Annotated in this window: 17 protein-coding genes and 1 pseudogene; 14 read left to right on the top strand and 4 right to left on the bottom strand. The window is 44.7% G+C overall.

The features are described from left to right. The first annotated feature begins 717 nt into the window (after window positions 1-717). The 6 genes from HF992_RS08040 (at window position 718) to HF992_RS08065 (ending at window position 6,879) form a co-directional block, all read left to right on the top strand. The gene (locus tag HF992_RS08040) at window positions 718-1,968 is read left to right on the top strand and encodes an MFS transporter (protein WP_168549527.1); all 1,251 of its coding nucleotides are present in this window, start codon (window positions 718-720) and stop codon (window positions 1,966-1,968) included. Next, window positions 1,965-2,990 (top strand): winged helix-turn-helix domain-containing protein, encoded by a 1,026-nt coding sequence (locus tag HF992_RS08045; protein WP_168549528.1) that lies wholly within the window; start codon window positions 1,965-1,967, stop codon window positions 2,988-2,990. Before HF992_RS08040 ends, HF992_RS08045 begins: the two co-directional genes overlap by 4 nt. Window positions 2,991-3,320: 330 nt before the next feature. Continuing rightward, window positions 3,321-4,079: a GntR family transcriptional regulator gene (locus HF992_RS12290; protein ID WP_343032966.1), complete on the top strand. Its 759-nt coding sequence runs from the start codon at window positions 3,321-3,323 to the stop codon at window positions 4,077-4,079. 12 nt (window positions 4,080-4,091) lie between these two features. Beyond that, entirely contained in the window at window positions 4,092-5,285 is a 1,194-nt protein-coding gene (locus tag HF992_RS08055) for an iron-containing alcohol dehydrogenase (protein ID WP_168549529.1), read from the top strand. Between the two features lie 17 nt (window positions 5,286-5,302). Then, window positions 5,303-6,139 carry an aldo/keto reductase gene (locus HF992_RS08060; RefSeq protein ID WP_168549530.1) on the top strand — a complete coding sequence of 279 codons (837 nt, stop codon included), beginning with the start codon at window positions 5,303-5,305 and terminating at the stop codon, window positions 6,137-6,139. 11 nt (window positions 6,140-6,150) lie between these two features. Continuing rightward, window positions 6,151-6,879 carry an SDR family NAD(P)-dependent oxidoreductase gene (locus HF992_RS08065; RefSeq protein ID WP_168549531.1) on the top strand — a complete coding sequence of 243 codons (729 nt, stop codon included), beginning with the start codon at window positions 6,151-6,153 and terminating at the stop codon, window positions 6,877-6,879. A gap of 459 nt (window positions 6,880-7,338) precedes the next feature. On the opposite strand, the gene HF992_RS08070 is transcribed toward HF992_RS08065, so the two are convergent. Next, window positions 7,339-8,049 (bottom strand): SDR family NAD(P)-dependent oxidoreductase, encoded by a 711-nt coding sequence (locus HF992_RS08070; protein WP_210729447.1) that lies wholly within the window; start codon window positions 8,047-8,049, stop codon window positions 7,339-7,341. A 249-nt stretch (window positions 8,050-8,298) separates the two neighbouring features. Between HF992_RS08070 and HF992_RS08075 the strand changes: the two genes are divergently transcribed. The 6 genes from HF992_RS08075 to glnA all read left to right on the top strand — a co-directional run bounded on the left by HF992_RS08075 (window position 8,299) and on the right by glnA (window position 14,464). Continuing rightward, a complete protein-coding gene (locus HF992_RS08075; protein ID WP_168549533.1) occupies window positions 8,299-9,495 on the top strand; it encodes a phosphoglycerate kinase in 1,197 nt (398 codons plus the stop codon). Between the two features lie 1,040 nt (window positions 9,496-10,535). Beyond that, window positions 10,536-10,763: a hypothetical protein gene (locus HF992_RS08080; protein WP_168549534.1), complete on the top strand. Its 228-nt coding sequence runs from the start codon at window positions 10,536-10,538 to the stop codon at window positions 10,761-10,763. Between the two features lie 296 nt (window positions 10,764-11,059). Next, window positions 11,060-11,950, top strand: coding sequence for a C39 family peptidase (locus tag HF992_RS08085; RefSeq protein WP_246201270.1), 891 nt, complete (start codon window positions 11,060-11,062; stop codon window positions 11,948-11,950). A 184-nt stretch (window positions 11,951-12,134) separates the two neighbouring features. Then, window positions 12,135-12,653 (top strand): FUSC family protein, encoded by a 519-nt coding sequence (locus tag HF992_RS08090; RefSeq protein WP_168549535.1) that lies wholly within the window; start codon window positions 12,135-12,137, stop codon window positions 12,651-12,653. 75 nt (window positions 12,654-12,728) lie between these two features. Then, a complete protein-coding gene (locus HF992_RS08095; protein WP_168549536.1) occupies window positions 12,729-13,091 on the top strand; it encodes a MerR family transcriptional regulator in 363 nt (120 codons plus the stop codon). Between the two features lie 23 nt (window positions 13,092-13,114). Further along, complete coding sequence (glnA, locus tag HF992_RS08100; protein ID WP_168549537.1) at window positions 13,115-14,464, top strand: type I glutamate--ammonia ligase; 1,350 nt, start codon at window positions 13,115-13,117, stop codon at window positions 14,462-14,464. A gap of 78 nt (window positions 14,465-14,542) precedes the next feature. Here glnA and HF992_RS08105 read toward each other — a convergent pair whose 3' ends face one another. Together HF992_RS08105 and treR are read right to left on the bottom strand one after the other, a co-directional pair. Further along, complete coding sequence (locus HF992_RS08105; protein ID WP_168549538.1) at window positions 14,543-15,013, bottom strand: GNAT family N-acetyltransferase; 471 nt, start codon at window positions 15,011-15,013, stop codon at window positions 14,543-14,545. A 10-nt stretch (window positions 15,014-15,023) separates the two neighbouring features. Then, complete coding sequence (gene treR / locus HF992_RS08110; RefSeq protein ID WP_168549539.1) at window positions 15,024-15,737, bottom strand: trehalose operon repressor; 714 nt, start codon at window positions 15,735-15,737, stop codon at window positions 15,024-15,026. Window positions 15,738-15,933: 196 nt separating this feature from the next. On the opposite strand from treR, the pseudogene treP reads away from it, so the two are divergent. Continuing rightward, a pseudogene (gene treP / locus HF992_RS08115) lies at window positions 15,934-17,409 on the top strand (PTS system trehalose-specific EIIBC component); the annotation flags it as partial. 209 nt (window positions 17,410-17,618) lie between these two features. Further along, on the top strand, window positions 17,619-19,244 hold the full coding sequence (gene treC / locus HF992_RS08120) for an alpha,alpha-phosphotrehalase (protein WP_168549541.1): 1,626 nt from the start codon (window positions 17,619-17,621) through the stop codon (window positions 19,242-19,244). A 193-nt stretch (window positions 19,245-19,437) separates the two neighbouring features. On the opposite strand, the gene HF992_RS08125 is transcribed toward treC, so the two are convergent. Next, the gene (locus tag HF992_RS08125; protein ID WP_168549542.1) at window positions 19,438-20,085 is read right to left on the bottom strand and encodes a metal-dependent transcriptional regulator; all 648 of its coding nucleotides are present in this window, start codon (window positions 20,083-20,085) and stop codon (window positions 19,438-19,440) included. Window positions 20,086-20,109: the final 24 nt, after the last annotated feature.

Consider the following 20,109-nt stretch of genomic DNA (forward strand, 5'->3'; position numbering starts at 1 on the left):
CCATATGATTCTTTCTAATGAGTGGTTTGATTGCTTTTCATTATAGGTCATATGGGGCTTTTTTCATACTCAAAAAGGCTCCATAATCTCCGAGGTGGATTTACCCACTACAGAAATTATAGAGCCTTATAAGGGAGATTCAGATTGTAGGCAAACTCAGTTTTGGGTTTGTCTTTTTCTGTTTTTGAAGGCGAATTTGAGAAAACAGGTGGTACGCATCTAAAATTAACAACTGATCACGATGGCTGGTAAGTCACCAGTCGCCTTAAGCTATCTCAATCAAATCATGCGACCACCATGTTTTTGGGGGTGCTAGCTAATTTAGCTATTAGATGGCCCGTCGGTCGCTAAAAAACCATTGAACGATAACTTTTCTATATTAGGACAGCGAGTCAACCTATCAGCTGTTGGTATTCGCTAAGTATTAGAGGCTTTACAGGAAGTCGATAACTTTTAGGGGAGTTTTCGTATAAGGCAGGGCAAAAAGAATGCCTCTCATCCGCAAATTTTAGTCGGATCGTCTTAGTTTTGAAAAAGCAAGGTTATCTCCACCTGGCTATTGTGCCTTGATCATCTTCAAACGGCACGAAATAGTTTAGGTTGTTGTCTTTTTTAGTATTTGCAAAAATCTATTTTAGTATTGACTAAAATTCGATTTCTGCTATAATTTAGATAATCGCAAAAAAAGTTTTTAGCGATAATTGAAAGGAGGGTGTGATGAAAAAAATCCTATCCAATAAATTGTACCTATCTGTTTTGGGCTTGGACTTGTTGTCCAATTTTGGTGACAGTGTCTATTATCTAGCTCTGATGAACTATGTCTTGCTGTTGCCAGAGCCCAAGACAGCGATTGCTATTGTGACCATGTCCGAGACCTTGCCTATTTTATCTGCCTTTATCATGGGCTACCTAGCGGATAAGCAGACCAGAAAAGTGCCCTTAATCATCGCAACGCAGTTTTTCCACTTTGCCATTTACCTGGTGGTCGGGCTTGTCATGGGGTTTTCGCCAAGCCTATGGGTGGTTGTGGCTGTGTCTTTGCTGAATTTTTTGTCTGATATGTCAGGGCAGTTTGAGGGTGGGCTCTATCAGCCCATCAGTTTGCGGGTGCTGGCGCCTGAGGAGCGAGAGCAAGGCATGGCCTTTTCGTCCAGTGTCTTTCAAACCATGGCCATTCTTTTCAAATTTAGCGGCGCGGCTCTGGTTTCTATCATGACCTACCAAAACCTGGCCTACCTCAACGCAGTCACCTTTCTCGTCTGTGCGGTGGGCATGCTGTTCTTGAGTAAGTCACTAAATGCTCTTCTGCTCAAGGACCCAATCACTGTTGTTGATCGTCCGTCGGAAGAGTCCCTTGTTGCAGATTTATGGTCCAGCTTAAAGCTGGCCTTGACAGAGATGAATCGCATTCCTGCTGTGCGATTTGCCATGCTTGTTGTTCCTTTATTTAATGCTGTTTTTGCCAGTATTGAAACCTTTGTTCTCTTGGTGATGACAGAGGATAAAACCTTCGGTTTTGGCTCTCCTGCCCTGACCCTGTCTGTTATTGGTGTGGTGATGATGGTCGGTGGTTTGCTGGGTAATATCGCGGTCATGTCAGGTCGCATGACGATCGATTTAATCCGTTTTTTACGGTATGGGACCATTGTTTTACTGCCTATCTTTCTGACCCTCTACTGGCACCAGACTTACTTGTTTTTGGCTGTGCTGCTTTTGACCAACTTCGGTATCGGGATTGTCAACCCTAAGATGGGAGCCTTGGTGAAAAACAGTCTCCCTGAGGACAAGATGGGGATGATTTTCTCAGGCATGGCAACCTATTTTCAGCTGGGTGTTATCCTGATGAAAGTCCTTCTAGCTGGACTTATGGTCATCTTCCCAGCTCAGCACCTGATGCTGGTCATGGTAGTCCTGTCTGTTGGTTACATTATTTTCAGTTTTCGCTTAAATACAAAGGAGGTATCATGAAGTTTTTGACGCATCTGCATCGCAGCCGTCTGGTTGATTTTCTCTGGCTGCCCAATCTCGTTTATGTGGATTATAGCCATGTGGACATGACCAGTCAGGAGCGTGCAGTCATGGCGGATGCCCTCGCCATCTTGGAGGAGGTTAAAGCAGTCCTTGCCCCTTACAAGGAGCGGATTGACCGTTATTTTCATCGGCACTTTTTTCTGCGGCTCTACCGTTATCTCTTGGCACAGGGGCAGGATCCCTTGGACATGGCAGAGCTGCTCCATTTGATTGAGGCTCTACCAGAGGCAGTGTTGGAGCAGGAGTTCGCCCTTTTCTTAACGGATGAGGAACAAGACAGCCTTAGTTTGGAGGCGTTACTGCTTGTCTTGGAAGATTTCTCAGATGACCCCGCTTATCGCTGGCAGTTGCTTTGGTCTTATCAGCACCTAAAGGAATGTGTTCAGGGCATGAGTGCTCTTTATCAGGAACTTTGTCCCCTCTATGAGCCCTTTTATGCCCAGTTCGAGGAGGAGATTCGCTCTTTTTCTGAACAGCTGGACATCCCAGACTTGTTTGCGAACACATCACACGATGTGCTGGGTGTCCTAGCTGAAACAGGACGCAGCAACTGTGAGGTTTTTGTGACATCGCCTTTGCAGTTTATGCAAATGATTGGCTATGATAAACACCGACCAGATAGCCCTGCCTATTTCCAACTCTTCCCCCGTGTGGCTGCTTTTATCGGTAACCGTCAAGTAGTGGACAAGGAAATCCTTGATGTGGTGGTCAAAAGCCTCAGTGACCCTGTCCGCTATGAGATTTTGCAGAGAATCGGCCTACACGGCGAGAAGAGTAAGGTCATCTCAGACAATCTTGGCATCAGTCCAGCCACGGTTACCTTCCATGTCCAAAAACTGGTCAATGCCAACCTCTTGCTGATTTCAGGACAAGCTAAGGGCGTCTATACTTTCAATAAACCCCTTCTAAAAGAAGCGTTGGACCGATTAGCAAGAGATTTTGCCTTAGAATCGGATTGAGCATGTAGGAAATCGTTCTGTTGCGCCCAAGGTATAAGAGGAATCATATGCTTGTTAAACGGTTTTTATTCAGTCATTCGACCGTTCTCCGAGATAGGATGTCGCATGTGCGTCTGTAAAGGCCTCTCGTTTGTCAGGCGAGTTTTATGACTTTACAAGTGGATGAGACTGCTAATCTCTTGTATCCATCTCTTTTTTGAAATCATTTTAAGAGGCTGAATGGATGGCTCAGTCTCTTTTGTGTGCGTATTCATTAAGATATGCTTGGAGGTATAGCATCATGGTTAGCCAAAATGTTTATTTTGGGGAAAAAGAAAAGTCTAGACTTTTGTGTCTGAAAAGAGTATACTTTTAGCAAGAAAGGGAGGTGATGGTATCGGAAAAGTAGAACCCAAGTATATTCTAATCTCGAGGGAGCTTCGCCAACGGATAAAGGATGGTTCTTATCCTATCAACAGCCGCTTGCCAGATGGAAAGACCTTGGCAGAGATTTATCAGGTCAGTTTGATGACCATGAAGCGGGCCTTGGATCTCTTGGTAGCAGAAGGGTTTGTCCTTCGTCGTAGAGGAGATGGGAGTTTTGTGAGGGATTGGAAGAGTGGCAAGCAGTCTCATTTATATTCCTTGCAAGAGGCCTATCAAACTTATCAAGAGCAGTTGATTTCTAAGGTTCTGACCTTTGACATTATCCGTCCTAGTGAAGCTGTTGCGGATAAATTATCGATTTCAACCGATGATTTTGTTTATCACATTGTTCGCTTGAGGCTCCTAGAGAATCGTCCGATTATTATCGAATATACCTATATGCCGGTGGCAGAGGTTCCCCATCTCAAACGTGAACATGTGGAGCGCTCGATTTACAGCTATGTGACCACAGAGTTGAATCGGAAGGTTCACAGTGCTTTTGTGAGAATAGCAGGCAAACGCCCAACTGTCTTAGAATGCCGGGAAATGGGGCTTTCTAAGACGGATTTCCTCATGGAAATTGAACAGGTTGGTTGTCTGGATAATTGTCGGGTCTTTGAATATTCTATATCGCATCATTTGCCTGAAGTCTTTGACTTTGAGACGGTGATGTTCAATCAATAAAAAGGAGAAAACATGGAGAATTTTCGTTTGCATATCCCAACGGATATTCGTTTTGGGAAAGACCGTTTAGGAGAATTGCCAGAGGCTCTAGCGCCTTTTGGGAAAAAGGTGTTGCTGACCTACGGTGGCGGTTCGATCAAGCAATCTGGCCTTTATGGTAAGGTGCTGGACTTGCTGGTAGAGGGCGGCTTTGAAGTGGTTGAGCTATCTGGCATTGAACCCAATCCCCGTATTGAATCCGTTCGTGAGGGAGCTCGCTTGATCAAAGAGCACCAATTGGACGTGATTTTAGCAGTTGGCGGTGGTTCTGTTGTTGATGCGAGTAAGGTGATTGCAGCAGCGGCTTACTATGATGGCGATGCTTGGGACCTTGTTTTAGATAGCAGCAAGATTGGCCGAGCAGTACCGATTGTGGACATTTTGACCTTGGCGGCGACAGGTACAGAGATGAATAGTGGAGCAGTTATCTCTAACTTGGAGACCAAGGAAAAATTGGGGACAGGTGGCTTGCAACTGATACCACGTGTTTCATTCTTGGATCCTACCTTGACCTATACGGTTTCCAAGTGGCAAACTGCTGCTGGAACAGCTGATATGCTCAGCCATTTATTTGAACAATATTTCAACCGCACAGAAGGTGTGGATGTTCAGGATAGTCTTGCTGAAGGTCTCATGAAGACGGCTATTAAGCATGGGCCTGTCGCGATCAAGGAGCCGGAAAATTACACTGCTAGAGCCAACCTCCTCTGGACTTCTACCCTGTCTCTTAATGGTCTTGTAGGGCGTGGGCGTAATGGTGGTTGGACTTGCCATGCCATTGAGCACGAATTGTCTGCTTACTATGATATTACTCATGGCATTGGACTGGCTATTCTGACCCCGCGTTGGATGGCGTTTTGTTTGGATAATGATTCGACGACGCATGCTAAATTTGCAGCCTATGGGCGTAATGTTTGGGGAATATCAGGTAACGATGATGAAACCGTTGCCCGTGAAGCAGTCAAGAAGACCTATGATTTCTTCAAACAGGACATGGAAATTCCGATGACACTTCCAGAAGTTGGCATTGAAACGAAGGAATTGGTCCCAGAAATGAGCCAACATGCTGTTCGTAATGGGGGCTTGGATGGCAATACTTTTGTCCCTCTCAGTGTGAGAGATGTAGAAACCATTATCCTGAATTCATTTCAAGAAATGACATTTTAATAAAAGGAAACGAAACGATGGAACATTATATTTTATCAAACGGCGTTGCAATTCCTAAAATTGGCTTTGGGACTTGGCAGATTCCTGATGGTGCGGAAGTTTATAACAGTGTAAGTCACGCGTTGAAAGTCGGCTATACCCATGTGGATACTGCCCAGATTTACCGCAATGAAGTTGGCGTTGGCCGAGCTATTGCTGACAGTGGTCTGGCGCGGAAAGAGATCTTCTTAACGACCAAGGTCTGGAATGACAAGCATGATTATGATTTGGCAAAAGCGTCAATCGATGAATCTTTAAAGAAATTAGGGGTTGACTATATTGATTTGCTCCTGATACATTGGCCAAATCCGAAGGCGATTCGTGATACTTGGAAAGAAGGTAATGCAGGCGCTTGGAAGGCTATGGAAGAGGCTTACAAAGCTGGTAAAGTCCGTGCGATTGGGGTATCGAACTTTATGATCCACCACTTGGAAGCCCTCTTTGAAACGGCTGAGATTAAACCGCATGTCAACCAAGTTTTGCTTGCACCAGGTTGCCCTCAGGATGAGTTGGTCGAGTTCTGTGAGCGGCATGACATTCTCTTAGAGGCTTACAGCCCGCTCGGAACAGGTAGTATCTTTAAAAATGAGACAGTTCAAGCCTTAGCGGACAAGTATGGCAAATCCGTGGCGCAAGTTGCTCTGCGTTGGTCTCTGGACAAAGGTTTCTTGCCATTGCCTAAGTCCGTAACACCAGCTAATATTGCGTCTAACTTGGACATTTTTGATTTCAAGCTATCTGATGAGGATATTGTGCAACTGGATAAGGTAGAAGGCGTTAGCAAGCAGACAGATCCTGATCAAACCAATTTTTAGGAGGTTGTGTCATGCAATCTATCCGGGGGGAATGGGCCCTGGTCACAGGCGCCAGCCGTGGTATCGGGCGAGAAATCGCCCTGGCCTTGGCGAAAGAAGGGGCTAACTTGGTCGTTCATAGTCGCCAGATTGCCCATACTGAGGATCTTGTTGCAGAGCTTGAAGCACTTGGTGTCAAAGCTTTTGCGGTCGAAGCAGAACTGTCAGATGAGGCAGCTGTTCGTCAGATGGCAAAAGACATTCAAGAAAAAGTGACGATTGAGTTGCTCTTTAACAATGCGGGTGTTCAGCCAAAATTACAAAGCAACCCTTGGGACGTCTCGTCAGAAGAGTACATTTGGGCCTACCAGGTTAACGTGATTGCGCCTTTGATTTTGATGGAAGCCTTTTTACCAAGTATGCTAGAAGCTGACTTTGGTCGCATCGTCAATACGACTAGCGGGATTAAGAATCAGCCTGAGCAGGGGGCCTATGCAGCGTCTAAGGGAGCACTGGACAAGATCACCAAAGATTATGCTGGAAAATTGGTCGGATCCAATGTTACCCTAAATGTGGCGGATCCGGGATGGATTCGGACGGATTTGGGAGGTCCAAATGCTAGTCACGCGGTAGATACGGTTATTCCTGAGATGATTGTTGGCGCTTTTGCTGAAAAAGGCAGAACAGGTCAGTGGATCAGTGCGCAGAAGTATCGAGACCATGACCTTGAAACAGCGGTGAAAGCGTTTGACCAAGGATAAAGGAGTAGCATGACAAGGAAATCACTTTGGCAGTTTTGCAGCTTATCGAGCTCAGTCTAGGATTTTGAACCATTAAGAGGAGCTGAGGGGAACGTGGGTTCTCTAGCAAGCTGGAGTAACAGCAGTCATTCCTGGTGTTAAACACACCGCTAAAATTGATAGCAATCTCAGAGCAGCAACAGCTAGACTGTTCACTGCAGCAGTACTCGAATGGCTATCGGATTTTGACTGGACACAGGTTTACGACCGTATTCGTAGAGCTGATTCGCTTAGTTATGATAAAAACAAGGTCCGTTTGCGGGCCTTGTTTTCAACTGTATTGCCTGATATTCTTTTTCAAAATCAAAACATTGATGGACTTGACAAATGGTAGAAAGATAGCCCTTGTCAACTCGTTTCGATGAAGGCCAGTTCTATCATCAGCTTGGTTTCCTAGGTTAGATTGATTTTCTGTGAATCTTAATTTCCCCCGTAACGCCAACCTTGTTCATCATGGTAGATCATCAGTTTCGTCATGCCACCGTCAATCGTAATATTTTCACCGGTAATGAAGCTGGCTTTGTCTGAGGCCAGAAAGAGAGCCATGTGAGCAATATCTTCAGGGCGACCGATGCGGCCTGCAGGGTGCTGTTGGTGGTCTGCTGGTGTAAAGGCGTTGCCACTGGTATCGATCCAACCTGGGGAGATGCTGTTGACCCGAGCCATGCCTGCCAAACTGACCGCCAAAGCGTGTGTCAGCGCAGCTATTGCGCCCTTGGCGGCCGTGTAGGACTCTGTCTGGGCCTGGCTCATCCGATCACGGCTAGAAGACATCATGAGAATACTAGCTCCTGGATTAAGGTGCTGAGTAAAGAGCTTGGTCAGGTAAAAGGGAGCTGTCACGCCTACCTGGAGGGCGTAGCTGAAGTCCTCGTAAGAGGCTTCGTCTAGCCCCTTCATGAGGGGAGCAGCATTGTGGATCAGAATATCGATCCCTTGGTGTTGAGATAAGACAAAGGCAGCAAAACCTTCAAGGTCGTCTTGCTTGGCTAAATCCCCGATAAAGTCCGCTGGCTGGTTGCGGTCAATCGTGTAAACAGTGGCTCCAGCTTCGCGAAATTGTTTGGCTAGTTCAGCACCAATCCCTTGGGCTCCGCCGGTGATGATGGCAATTTTCCCTGTAAAGTTCATAAAAACCTCCATTTGTTTGCAACCAGTATAGCAAAAAAGAATCGGATCGTCATCTACTGTAGCACTAGTATTAAAGGGATCGGACAATACTCCGTTTTGCAGAAGAATGGTAGAACTCCTAGTGACTTCTCAAAAGAACGTCGAAAGAGGGATTGCGAAAAATTGATGAAAACGACAAGCTTTTTAGGAAAAAGCTAGAAATTGTGATATAATGAGTTTGTAGAAAAAATTTTTAAGGAGCTTTTCTAAATGGCTAAATTAACTGTTAAAGATGTTGAGCTTAAGGGCAAAAAAGTCCTCGTTCGTGTGGACTTCAACGTGCCTTTGAAAGATGGCGTGATTACCAACGACAACCGTATCACTGCGGCTCTTCCAACGATCAAGTATATCCTTGAGCAAGGCGGACGTGCCATCCTCTTCTCTCACCTTGGTCGTGTCAAAGAAGAAGCGGACAAAGAAGGCAAATCACTGGCACCAGTTGCTAAGGCACTTGGTGAAAAATTGGGTCAAGAGGTTATCTTCCCAGGCGCTACTCGTGGTGAAGCCTTGGAAGCAGCTATCAATGCTTTAGAAGATGGTCAAGTGCTCTTGGTCGAAAACACTCGTTTTGAAGATGTGGACGGCAAGAAAGAGTCTAAAAACGATCCTGAACTTGGTCAATACTGGGCATCCCTTGGCGATGGCATCTTTGTAAACGATGCTTTCGGTACAGCTCACCGTGCGCATGCTTCAAACGTTGGTATTTCTGCTAACGTTGAGAAGGCTGTTGCTGGCTTCCTCTTGGAAAACGAAATTGCCTATATCCAAGAAGCGGTTGAAAGCCCAGTTCGTCCATTTGTCGCAATCCTTGGTGGTTCAAAAGTATCTGATAAGATCGGTGTGATTGAAAACTTGCTGGAAAAAGCAGACAAAGTCCTTATCGGTGGCGGTATGACCTACACCTTCTATAAGGCACAAGGCATTGAAATCGGTAATTCATTGGTTGAAGATGATAAACTTGATGTGGCGAAAGCACTCCTTGAGAAAGCTAACGGCAAACTCATCTTACCAGTTGACTCTAAGGAAGCTAATGCCTTTGCAGATTACGATGTTGTTCGTGATACAGAAGGCGAAGCTGTTTCAGAAGGTTTCCTTGGTCTTGACATCGGTCCTAAGTCTATCGCGAAATTTGAAGCAGAGCTTGAAGGTGCGAAAACAGTCGTTTGGAACGGTCCTATGGGTGTCTTTGAAAACCCTGACTTCCAAGCAGGGACTATCGGTGTCATGGACGCTATCGTGAAGCAACCAGAAGTGAAATCCATCATCGGTGGTGGTGACTCAGCAGCAGCTGCTATCAACCTTGGCCGTGCAGACAAGTTCTCATGGATCTCAACTGGCGGCGGTGCCTCAATGGAGCTTTTGGAAGGTAAAGTTCTTCCAGGTTTGTCAGCATTGACTGAAAAATAAGCAACCACATACTCGCGACGAAAAGAGCTGTGTAAACAGCTCTTTTCTAGTGCCATCCCTAGATGTTCTCTGATACGGAGTGAGGTTATAATATCAGGGTAGGTAAAGGTAAAGTGTTGCCTGGTCTTTCTGCTTTGACTGAAAAATAATCTTGCACCCAAAAGAGGCTAGGACAAAAGTCCTAGTCCTTCCTTTTTTATTGTTCACAAAGCAAGACGCAGTGGTTGGGAGCTTGGACAGCCTGGAGTTAGGCTGTCCAAGTTTGTCTCCTAGAAATTGAAAAGAGACCATACTGGCTTTGCCAGTTTTAGTGTTACCTCTGCACAGGTCATTAGGCGCTTTAGCACCAATGAGCCATTGCTGAGTGCTTCAAGGCACTTGAGCCTTGAAGGTAGGAAATCGTGAGTTGCAAAGCAAGTGTCAAAAAAGGTCCGGGGGACCTTTTTAATCGGGAAATAGAGCTTGCAAAGCAAGTGTCAAAAAAGGTCCGGGGGACCTTTTTAATCGGGAAATAGAGCTTGCAAAGCAAGTATCAAAAAGGTCCGGGAGACCTTTTTAATCGGGAAATGGAGCTTGCAAAGCAAGTGTCAAAAAGGTCTGGGAGACCTTTTTAATCGGGAAATGGAGCTTGCAAAGCAAGTGTCAAAAAGGTCTGGGAGACCTTTTTAATCGGGGAATGGAGCTTGCAAAGTAAGTGTCAATCACTGTCCAGTGGATTGTTTCAGCCCGAATCCTAAAATTTGGGGAGATGAGGGGAAATCGAATGCTAACGAATGACTGATTGAGTCCGACTCTCTTTCGTAATTTGAATCTGGAAGATATCGAGGGAAAAGATTTATACCATTTCTTGATGAAAAGAAACAATGATGGTATACTGTATATGAAAGGGGTTACAACAAAAACTTTTAGAGAATTGAAGCCCTGGTTATTTCTATATTTCCAAGTGTTAAGTCTAATCATAAAGCTCTTATATAGCCTAGCGAGTGACGGATTTTTGCTTTTACATTTAGCTCATTGGACCATTTGTAGGAGGTTTGCAGATGAAAAGGGGACTGTCTATCCTCTATTTTGGCTTAGGTGTTGTGCTATTAGCCGTTTTGGCCATCTATGGAGAAGCGCCTTCGGTCAAGACTGCTGTTCGAGTGTTTTTGACACTTAGCCCGTTTGTAATCATGTGGACATCCTATCAAAAGGGAAAGCATAGCTTCCGGCTTTATAGCCTGCTAATCGTAATCTTTCTCTATTTTATAACGTTATTTTGGCTATAAGGGTTTTGGCGGTAGGATTGTATTATCCATGAAAATCAGCTAACCTTGCAATAGGTATTTTCGTTTGCTTATTCTTACGGTGCTCTAGGCTTGATGAGGGGTTGACTGATTCTTCCAGAAGGTGGGTTTCAATGATAAGAGACGTATTCTAACTATCTTATTTCTTGCTTATTTTTTAGGGCGTCAGGTTATTTCTGATAGAATATGATATGTTATTTGAGTGATTCTAGGTCTTATTAAAAATAGGGTCTGATGTGTTGATTATTCAGCTCTGCTATGAAACAGTGAGGTTTTTGATGGGAAAGCGAATAGGTTTGGCCTTGATTGGTCTGATGGCTATTTTAACTTGTGTGGTACTTGTTATTCGATGGAATCAGTCGAGTCTTGGGGAAAATCGTGATCAGACGAGCTCCGTCTACATGACGAAGGATCAGCGCAGTGAGGCAGAGAAGGCTACCTCTCCTGGAGCTACAGTGAAAGGAAATGAGTCTGTTTCAACAACTGAAAAGGTTGTCGAAAATCCTCCGATACCAGATGAAGTGGCGGAAAAATGGCTGATTCATTCAGATAAACCTGCGGAAGGTTCACCTGATACCAATCTTGTATCTGGAACCAAGCACCCTAGCGGTGGGACGCGGTATCTTCTGGAGGTTTCTCAGCAGGTCCAGAGGGCTTGGAATACTTGTGCACCGACAGCGGTCAGCATGATGCTGTCTTCGAGGGGGATATCGGTGTCCCAGGAACAATTGGCTAGCGAAATGGGAACCGATGAAGACTTTGGGACCCATAATGCTGATGCGATCCGCATTCTCAACAAACACCTCTTCGGCTACGAGACGCCGACAGGCAATCAGGCGGGCTACCGCTTGGCAACGGTGACAGATGCTTCCAGCCAGTCTCAGGACATGAAACTCTTTAAAGAACGCCTGGTGCAAAATATCAAGGACGGCTACCCGATGTACTATACTATTGATAATAGTGTTATGTATCCTGGTAAATCTGGTGAGCACAATTTGATTGGAATCGGCTATGTAGCGACGCCTGATGGAAAGGATGTGTCTCATATTTACTACATTGATCCGTCTTATACGGCTCAGGACCCGACCTATGGCGGTCTGAAAATCGTCACGCCTGAGGAGTTGCTCAGAGCCATGGTCCCTTGCATTGAGCCAAACTATGGTTGGTAAATGATCTAGGTGACCTTATAATCGTTTAGGATTAGGCAGATTGCTGTCTGTAGTTGAAAGAATTTTTTAAACAATCAAGGAGGTCACGAGGCCTCCTTTTGGTCTTCATTTTTCGTTTAGAGGTGTTGTCGTGAGTTTCCATTTGCCTTGTAAGATGATATAATAGGCATACTAGGAGGCTAGTATGAAATTAAAAATCGATTGGCGGCAACTCAGACCAGGGATGCGCGTGATCAAATCAGGTTTGGCTGTATTTCTGACACTCTTGCTTTTTAAGTTGTTCGATTGGGAAGGGATGCAGATTGCAGCCTTGTCAGCTGTTTTTAGCCTGAGGGAAGATTTTGATAGCAGTGTGCATTTTGGATTCTCCAGAATCTATGGAAACGCTGTTGGGGGCGCCTATGCCTTTGTCTTCTTTCTCTTGGAAATGGCAGTCGGTGAAAGTTTTTGGGTCACTCTTGTTCTGGTGCCTATCTTGACGATGTTGACGATTTCCACGAATGTCGCCATGGACAATAAAGCGGGTGTCATCGGTGGGGTATCGGCTTTTCTGATCATTACCTTATCTGTGCCTTCGGGGAACCGTTTGGTGTACGCTTTAATTCGAGTTGCAGAAACCTTTATCGGCGTTTTTATTGCTGTTTTAATCAATTCGGAATGGAAAAATCTTTCAAGTGTTTCAAAATATCTAAGAAAGAAATAGCTGTGTCATATTTTCTAACATGATTACTTGACGAAAATCTTTTTACCGCTTATAATAGACAGAGAGGAGTAAACTGTGAAGGAAAAGGAACTACGCCGCAACCTGCCGGTTTTCCCAATAGGGAGTGTCATGAAACTAACGGATTTGACCGCTAGGCAGATTCGCTACTATGAAGACCAAGGACTGATTTCCCCTGAGCGGAATGAGGGGAATCGTCGCATGTATTCGCTCAATGATATGGACCACCTCTTGGAGATAAAAGACTACCTATCAGAAGGGCTCAACATTGCGGCGATCAAGCGTCGACTGGAAGAGCGAGCTGCGAAGAAACGTCAAGCGCTGTCAGACAGTGAAGTGCGGCAACTTCTCCAAAAGGAAATCTCCCAGCAAAGTCGTTTTACCACCTCGGCCACTCCCTTTGGTGGATTTGGCCGTTAAATCATTTGAAAAAGGAGCATGTCATGCCAACAGTCACTGTAACCGATATTCGTCGTGAAATTGAGGAGAAAAATGTGACCTTTCTCCGTTTGATGTTTACGGATATTTTAGGGACTTTAAAAAATGTAGAAATTCCTGCAACGCCAGAACAAATCGAAAAGATTTTGACCAACAAGGTCATGTTTGATGGCTCATCTATTGAAGGTTTTGTGCGTATTAACGAATCTGATATGTATTTGTATCCAGATTTGGATACTTGGACGGTTTTCCCTTGGGGAGATGAAAATGGCAGTGTTGGTGGCTTGATTTGTGACGTTTATACTGCAGAAGGCTCTCCGTTTGCTGGAGATCCTCGTGGTAATCTCAAGAAGGCCCTTCGACACATGGAGGAGATGGGTTTTAGTTCCTTTAATCTTGGACCTGAACCAGAATTCTTCCTTTTCAAAATGGACAAGGATGGGAATCCTACCCTTGAAGTGAATGATAAGGGTGGCTATTTTGACTTAGCACCCACTGATCTTGCAGACAATACCCGTCGGGAAATTGTCAATGTGTTGACCCAAATGGGCTTTGAGGTAGAGGCGTCTCACCACGAATGTGCGGTCGGTCAGCATGAGATTGACTTTAAATACGATGATGTCTTGAGGGCTTGTGACAAGATTCAGATTTTTAAGTTGGTCGTTAAGACGATCGCTCGGAAGCATGGCTTATATGCTACCTTTATGGCTAAGCCCAAATATGGTATCGCTGGCTCAGGGATGCACTGCAACATGTCCCTTTTTGACCAAGACGGAAACAATGCTTTTTATGATCCTGAAGATCAGCGTGGCATGGATTTATCAAGGACTGCCTATCAGTTTTTAGCTGGGTTGATCAATCACGCTTATGCTTATACAGCAGTCACTAATCCAACGGTCAATTCTTATAAGCGTTTGGTGCCAGGATTTGAGGCCCCTGTTTATGTAGCTTGGGCAGGTAGAAATCGCTCGCCGTTGGTACGCGTGCCTGCTTCACGTGGGCAGAGCACTCGTCTGGAATTGCGGTCTGTTGATCCGACGGCTAATCCGTACTTGGCAATGGCGGTGCTCTTGGAAGTTGGCCTTAACGGCATTGAAAATCAATTAGAAGCTCCTGCTCCTATTGAATCTAATATTTACGCTATGACGGAGGAAGAGCGCAAGGCAGCTGGAATTACTGATTTACCATCTACCCTCCATAATGCCATTAAAGGTCTCCGTAAGGATGAAGTGGTTAGGGCGGCTCTTGGAGAACACATTTACACGAACTTTGTTGAAGCGAAAAAGATTGAATGGGCCAGCTACGCTACCTATGTTTCTCAGTGGGAGATTGATAACTATCTAGATCTTTATTAATCTATTTAAAAAATGGGCCTCAACGGGTCCATTTTTTACTCTTAAGGAATCAGCGGTTTTCGCTGAAATCAACCACATTTAGTCCAAGATTTCTTCCATTTGTGTTTGTTGGGGAGTTAGGCCAAGTTTGCGGTAAAAATCAGTAGCTGTCTGGTTAGCGTTCCAGACGTTGAGGGTGAGGTTGTAACAGTTTTGGGACTTGGCATAGTCTTTGGCAAAGCAATAGAACTTTCTACCAATTCCTAGACCACGTGCTTGTTCGGAGACACATAGATCTTCAATAAAACAACTTTTGACAGGTTTTCGGACAGGATGGCTAGGCGTACGGATTTCTAAGAAGAGGTGGCCTAAAACCTTGCCTTGATGATCCTCGTAGACAAAGATCGGTTTGTCGGGCTGTTCTAGTAAGGCTAACAGTTCTTGATGCGTAAATTTGGTTCCCTGGCTTTCGAAAAGATCAGGCCTTGCCTGGTGATGTACCTTTAAAATCTGGTCAAGCAAGCTTAGAATGTCAGGAATATCGCTGGGCGATGCTGGGCGAATAGGCATGAGGTTCTCCTTAAAGACTGTGTTTACGTCTGGCAAACTCTACAAATTTAAATTTGTCCAGTTTGTGTCGGCTTTCGGTATATTGGAATTGCTGGGCGTTGCTCAGATAGACCCGAGAACGGATCAGAACTAAAAAATCATCCTTAGTCTGCATGAGGTTTTTTTCCTCTGCACTGGTTGGTTCCACCGTGATTTCTTTCTGAGCGTAGGAAATATCGAGGTGGAGCTGGTCTTCTAAGTAGGAATAGATCGATTTTCGGGCAATGTCTTCGGTCAAATGAGGAACCAATTCTTCTGCCAGGTAATCTATATCTAGGACAGCAATCTTATTATTGATACTTCTTGTACGGACAACTTTCCATGCTTTTGAATGACGTTCAAATCCTGTTAGCAGGGCTAAATTACTGTCGACAGTAATCAAATCTAGAGAAAGGACCTGGGTGATGGATTGTAAGCCGTGTGTTTGGACTAATTCTTGGTAGGAGGTTAGACCAGATACGGGAAAGTCAACCTGTTCTTGTTTGATGACCAGTGAGCCACGGCCTTGAATTTTCTGGATCAGTCCTGTGTCTGTCAAAAGTGCTAAGGCTTTACGAACCGTGTCTCGACTGACCCCGTAGGCGTCTTGTAGCTCTTGTTCAGTTGGCAGAAGTTGGTCAGAAGGATAGACTTCGTTTTTTATTTTGTCTTTTAAATCATTGAAAATCTCTTGATATTTTTTCATAAATCTCTTTCATAAGTAGGGTATTTGCCGTACAATTAAGCTTATTATACCAAAAATAATTTTTTTTGACATTTTTTAAGCAAAAAGTATTGCAATCTGTTACGGAATCGGTTACAATACAACCATAAAAATTTGTTCGTACAAATTTAAAATTCAAAAGGGAGGAAGTCGTCTTAGGATGACTTGACAGATTCAAATGGCAAAATTTGAACAAGATGCCAAAGATTTGCTAAAAGCGGTCGGTGGCAAAGAAAACATTGCAGCGGTATCTCACTGTGCGACACGGATGCGTTTTGTGTTAAATGATGAGAGTATCGCAGACGTAGCGGCGATTGAAGCAATTCCTTCAGTAAAAGGAACGTTTACCAACGCAGGTCAGTTTCAGGCTATCATCGGAAATGATGTGGCGACATTCTACAATGACTTTGCAGCTGTTTCAGGTGTAGAGGGTGTTTCTAAGGATCAGGTGAAATCTGCAGCAAGCAAGAACCAAAACAAACTCCAACAGGCGGTGGCCTTCTTGGCAGAAATCTTTACACCAATCATTCCAGCTATCATCGTGGGTGGTTTGATCCTTGGTTTCCGTAATATCTTAGAAGGTGTCGGTTTTGAATTTTTAGGTCAACAAGTGGTTGATGGCGTGAAACAATTCTGGCCAGATGGTTCGGCGAAGTACAATACCATTACGATGGTATCTCCATTCTGGAATGGTGTTAACCACTTCCTTTGGTTACCAGGTGAGGCGATTTTCCACTACCTACCTGTTGGGATCACTTGGTCTGTAACCCGTAAGTTGGGAACTAGCCAAATTCTCGGTATCGTTTTGGGGATCTGTTTGGTTTCCCCTCAGTTGCTCAACGCTTATGCAGTAGGTGGCACATCAGCTGCTGAAATTGCTGAAAACTGGGTATGGAACTTCGGTGGTTTCACGGTGAATCGTATCGGTTACCAAGCGCAGGTTATTCCAGCTCTCTTGTCTGGTCTGGCCTTGGCGCACTTGGAAATCTTCTGGCGCAAACGTATTCCAGAAGTCATTTCAATGATTTTTGTACCTTTCTTGTCTCTTCTGCCAGCTTTGATCTTGGCGCATACGGTGCTTGGGCCACTCGGTTGGACAATCGGTAAGGGGATTTCAACAGTCGTTTTAGCTGGTTTGACTGGCTCATTCCGTTGGTTGTTTGGTGCTATCTTTGGTACCCTTTACGCACCGCTAGTTATTACTGGTCTGCACCACATGTCAAACGCCATCGACACTCAATTGATCGCAGATGCTGGTGGCACCATGCTTTGGCCAATGATCGCTCTTTCTAACATTGCTCAGGCTTCTTCAGTACTGGCGTACTACTTTATGAACCGTAAGAGTGAAAAAGAAGCACAACTATCTATGTCAGCAGCGATTTCTGCTTATCTTGGTGTTACTGAGCCAGCTCTCTTTGGGGTTAACCTCAAGTATGTATACCCATTTGTGGCAGGAATCATCGGCTCTGGTGTAGCTGGCCTCTTGTCAACGACATTCGGTGTAACGGCTAATGCTATCGGTGTTGGTGGTTTACCAGGATTCCTTGCCATCCAAGGTCAATCAATGGGAATGTTTATCCTCTGTATGGCAGTTGCTATTGTTGTGCCAATTGCTTTGACCTTCACCTTCAAGAAAACAGGTACTTTTGCGAAAAAAGGTTAAAGGACTAACAGGTGGGGGCTGGGACGATTAAGTGTCCAGTCTCTCCTTTTTTTACGGCGCATTCTACCAAGAGAAGAAACAATGAATGCCTTTAGTTGCAATTATCCGAGCTAGATCAGGTTGTTGGGGTGGTGTTAATAGAGAAGACCAGACTCAGCGAGTGTTTTAGCTAAAAGGAATAAATAGAAATGGAGTAAGAAATGGGAAACGAGAAGCACCGGAAGGTAGTCTATCAGATTTATCCCAAGTCCTTTAAGGACACAACAGGAAATGGTGTTGGGGATTTACGAGGCATTATAGAAGGTCTTCCTTATTTAGCAGAACTTGGGATTGATATGATTTGGCTCAATCCGTTTTACCCAAGTCCACAAAAAGACAACGGTTATGATATTTCCGATTACGTTGCTATTGATCCAATGTTTGGAACTATGGCAGATTTTGAGGAGTTGGTTGCTGTAGCCCAATCGCACGGGATTGGTATCATGTTGGACATGGTGCTTAATCATTGCTCGACAGAGCATGAATGGTTCCAAAAAGCCTTGGCTGGGGACCCCTATTACCAAGAGTTTTTTATCCTGAGGGATGAACCGACGGATTGGGTATCTAAATTTGGAGGCAATGCTTGGGCACCTTTTGGAGAGACGGGCAAGTATTATCTCCACCTGTTTGACAAGACCCAAGCGGACCTCAACTGGCGTAATCCCAATGTGCGCCAAGCGCTTTATGATGTGGTTAATTTTTGGCGCGAAAAAGGGGTTGAGGGCTTCCGTTTTGATGTGATTAACTTGATCGGAAAAGACGCTGTTTTGGCGGATTGCCCGGAACATGACGGTAAGCCTGCTTACACCGATAGACCGATAACCCATGATTATTTAAGGGAAATGGCAGAGCAGACTTATGGGCAAGATCCGGCACTGATGACGGTAGGAGAGATGAGTTTTACCACTATTGATCAGTGTATCCTCTATTCAAAACCTGAGCGCCAGGAGCTTGATATGGTCTTCAATTTCCACCACCTCAAGGTAGACTATGAAAATGGGCAGAAGTGGACCATCAAAGCGTTTGACTTTGAAGAGTTGAAGACCCTGTTTCATACTTGGGGAGAGGAAATGAGTGACGGCGATGGTTGGAGTGCCCTGTTCTGGAACAATCATGACCAGCCTAGAGCTTTGAATCGCTTCGTTGATGTGGAGCATTTCCATGAAGAAGGAGCGACGATGTTAGCAGCCAGTATCCACCTTTCTCGAGGAACTCCTTATATTTATATGGGAGAGGAGATTGGGATGCTAGATCCTGATTTTGACAGCATGGCAGATTATGTTGATGTGGAGAGCTTGAACAATTATGACCTTTTGTTAGAGCAGGGGCATCTTCCAGAGCAAGCCTTCAAGATCATTCAGACCAAATCTCGGGATAATTCACGAACTCCCATGCAGTGGGATGCGACAGAAAATGCAGGCTTTAGCACGGGTAGACCTTGGTTGAAGCCTGGGAAATCCTACCCAAGGATTAATGTGGCAACGGCTAAATCAGACAATATTTTTAAGTTCTATCAGGAGTTGATTCGTCTACGTAAGGAGATGCCTCTGATTGCAGAAGGAAGCTATCGAGCGGCTTATCAGGATCATCCAGAAGTCTATGCTTTTGAGCGTCACTACCAAGGGCAAACTTTGCTGGTGCTCAACAATTTCTATGGCAAGAAGGTTCAACTTGACTTGGGCGCTTTTGCAACTGGAGAAGTGCTTTTGTCTAATTACCCTGTGACAGAGTTGAACCAGACCGTTAACCTAGAACCTTATCAAACCTTAGCTATCTTAAAAGCTTAACTCAAAAGACCCCAACACCTTCAAACCAGAGAAAAGGTGTTGGGGTCTTTGTTGTTACCGTCATTTTCACATCAAAAAACGATTCACATGACTGTTGACTGAGGAGGGTTATCGATTTTCATCGGTCGCGTCCTAAAATTCTAGTCGATGTCCCAAAGGAGATTAATGATATGGCAAAAAAATGAAGGTTAGACTAAACTTTTTTGACATACAATTTCTGTGCGATGGGAATAGTGAGTTGTAGGAGCTTGGTCTTAGTTGCTAGACTATAGGTTCCTGCATAGGCATCAATGGATAGGAGTTCTAAACAATCTCCGACCTTGATTTGGTGCTGCTCTAGGTAGAGCAGGAGTTGGTAATTATCTTGGACACGAACCAGTTGGTAGGAGCCGGGTTCCTTGATAGTATCAAGCGTCTGTTGATGGCTTTCGACAAGGAATTGTCCTTGAGCTGGAATGGTTCCACCATGGGGGCAGGTCTTAGGGTAATCCAAGAGTTTTTCAAGACGCTCGATGAAAAGGGTAGATACGGTATGCTCTAGAATTTCTGCTTCCTCGTGGACCTGTTCGATGGTGTAACCCAGTTGTTCCAGTAGAAAAACTTCAATTAGACGGTGCTTTCGATACAGAGTAGCAACCAAAAATAATCCTGTCTCTGTCAGGAGATAGCCGCGTTGAGAATCCTTGTTAATCAGGTTTTCCGCGACCAATTTTTTGAGCATTTCCGTCACAGCGGGTGCAGAGACTTCCATGAGTTCTGCGATTTTCTTATTAGAAATTTTCTGGGAAGTCAGGCTTAATTCATAAAGGCATTTGAGATAATCTTCTTTATTAGGGGTCATGGCAAATTCTCCTTTGTCTATTAT

The organism is Streptococcus ovuberis (assembly GCF_012396585.1).
GTDB lineage: Bacteria > Bacillota > Bacilli > Lactobacillales > Streptococcaceae > Streptococcus > Streptococcus ovuberis.